This is a genomic window from Brevundimonas sp. CURTG3B2_SDJG (assembly GCF_057364705.1).
Genome location: NZ_JBNFOJ010000388.1, coordinates 1 through 2,271, shown reverse-complemented (window position 1 = coordinate 2,271; position 2,271 = coordinate 1). Strand labels below are relative to the sequence as shown.

At 72.3% G+C, this 2,271-nt stretch carries 2 protein-coding genes and 1 pseudogene; 1 reads left to right on the top strand and 2 read right to left on the bottom strand.

Annotated elements, in window-relative coordinates; genetic code table 11:
* Positions 1–127 precede the first annotated feature (127 nt).
* Positions 128–1,153 (bottom strand): RluA family pseudouridine synthase, encoded by a 1,026-nt coding sequence (locus AC2W7C_RS16975; protein WP_486002431.1) that lies wholly within the window; start codon positions 1,151–1,153, stop codon positions 128–130.
* Positions 1,150–1,532, bottom strand: a pseudogene (gene crcB, locus AC2W7C_RS16970) (fluoride efflux transporter CrcB). The gene AC2W7C_RS16975 and the pseudogene crcB overlap by 4 nt, the downstream one beginning before the upstream one ends.
* 47 nt (positions 1,533–1,579) lie before the next feature.
* On the opposite strand from crcB, the gene AC2W7C_RS16965 reads away from it, so the two are divergent.
* Positions 1,580–2,050: a DUF2214 family protein gene (locus AC2W7C_RS16965; RefSeq protein WP_486002430.1), complete on the top strand. Its 471-nt coding sequence runs from the start codon at positions 1,580–1,582 to the stop codon at positions 2,048–2,050.
* Positions 2,051–2,271: the final 221 nt, after the last annotated feature.

The following is a 2,271-nucleotide window of genomic DNA, read 5'->3' as shown; positions in this document are numbered from 1 at the left end:
CCCGCCTCGCGCAGCTCCAGCGCGACGTCGAGGCGGCCGATCGACTTGAGCAGGCCCACCGCCTGCTCGATCTGGCCGGCGGCGGCCAAGGCCCGGGCCCGCTCCATCGCCATGGCTTCGGCCGGCGTCATCGCACGCGCCTGACGCCCTCGAACGGGTCGCTCTCGTCGCCCTCGCGCGGGTCGAAGCCGAAATGGGCGAAGCCGGCCTTCATCTCGGGGCTCAGGGGCGCCTCGACGATCAGCTTGCCGCCGGCCGGATGGTCCAGCTCGATGCGGCGGGCGTGCAGTTGCAGCTTCAGCGGGCCCGACAACTCACGCGACTTGTCGTCCCCGTACTTGGGGTCGCCCAGGATGGGGTGGCCGATGCCGGCCATGTGGGCGCGCAGCTGGTGGGTGCGGCCGGTGAAGGGGCGCAGCGCCATCCAGGCGGCGCGGTGGGCGGCGCGGGAGATGGTGGCGAAGGCCGTCTCGGCCGGCTCGGCCCTCGGATCCTTGCGGTCGGCGGGACGCATCATCTCGAAGTCGGCGATGCCGGTCTTCTTCAGCGGCATGTCGATCTGGCCGAACGAGGGCTTGGGATTGCCGATGACAATGGCCCAATAGGTCTTCTTGGCCTGGCGGCGGGCGAAGGCGCCGGCCAGGCGCTTGGCCGCCTCGGGGCCCTTGCCCAGCAACAGGACGCCGGAGGTGTCGCGGTCCAGGCGGTGGACCAGGCGGGGCCGGTCCATCCCCTCCCCCCAGGCGGACAGCAGGCGGTCGACGTGGCGGCTGGTCTTGGTCCCGCCCTGGACGGCCAGGCCGTGGGGCTTGTTCAGGGCGATGACCATGTCGTCCTCGTAGAGGACCAGGGACTTGGCGAAGGCGATGTCCTTCTCGGACAGGGCGTGGGGATCGCCGGCCTGGCGCGAGGTGTCCTCAGGGATCGGCGGCACGCGGACGGCGGCGCCGGCGGTCAGGCGGCCTTCGGGCTTGATGCGGGCCCCGTCGACGCGGATCTGGCCCGAGCGGGCCATCTTCTGCACCTGGATGTTGGACAGGTGCGGCCAGCGGCGGCGGAACCAGCGGTCCAGCCGGATGCCGTCCTCGGCCTCGGCGACGTAGATCGTCTGGACCTCGCGCTTCGGCGCGTCGGCGGGCGGTTCGTCGGTCAAAGGGCGGCTCCGAAGGCGCGGCGGGCGATGGCCAGCCCGGCGAACAGCGCCGCGATCGACAGCACCACCGAGGCGGCCACATAGCCGCCGGCCAGGGCGAACTGGCGGCGCTCGATCATCAGGGCGGTCTCGAGGAAAAGGCCGAGAAGGTGGTGAACCCGCCCAGCACGCCGACGGCGGCGAACAGGCGGATCGTCTCGGACTGGGCCCCGCCCCGGAAGGCCAGCCAGCCGGTCAGCAGCCCCATCAGCAGGCCGCCCGCCAGGTTGACCGTCAGCGTGCCCCAGGGCCAGCCCGCGGCCGGCAGGACCCGGCCGACGCCATAGCGGGCGACGGCGCCCAGGGCGCCCCCGGCTGCAACGATCAGAAAACGTGTCATGCTGCGGCGCTTATACTCGCCCTTGAGGCAAAACGAAGAGAGGCCCCATGACCGACCTGCTGCTGGCCATCGCCCACCACATCCTGGTCTTCGGCCTGGCGACCATGCTGGCGGTCGAGGCCGTCCTGCTGCGCGAGGCGCGGATCGACGTGAGGCGGCTGGGGCGGATCGACGCCGGCTACGGCCTGACCGCCGTCCTGGTGATCGGCGTCGGGGTCGGCCGGGTGATCTGGGGCGGCAAGGGCTGGGCCTTCTACGAGGCCAATCCGTTCTTCTGGGCCAAGATGGCGGCCTTCGCGGCGATCGGCCTGCTGTCGCTGGCGCCGACCCGGACCTTCCTGCGCTGGGGCCGGCTAGCGAAGGCGGACGACGCGTTCCAGCCGCCCGAGGCCGAGGTCAGGCGGCCGCCTGGCGCTGCGCCTGCAGATGGCGCTGGTGGTCGTGGTCCTGGCCTGCGCCGCGGCGATGGCGCGGTATCCGTTCTGACCGAAACTTCACTTGCCGGGCGGCAGGGTTAACGGCGATACCCGAACGGTGGCGCTTCGCGTCGCGGGAGAACGCTGTCGGCCCGAGGGCGCGATCTGCCATAGTGCCGGGCCGAGACGCGGATGGGGGCCGCCAAAGCGCCATGTCGCACGACGATCATCACGGTCACGCGCCGCACGCCCCCCTGCCCGCGGGTCATGAGCGCCGTTCGAGGCGGCCACGGCGGCCAGGGCCACGACGCCCGGCTCCAGGC

Bases quoted from the DNA above. Each gene is read 5' to 3' on its own strand.
- AC2W7C_RS16965 (WP_486002430.1), top strand. From the start codon at position 1,580: ATGACCGACCTGCTGCTGGCCATCGCCCACCACATCCTGGTCTTCGGC.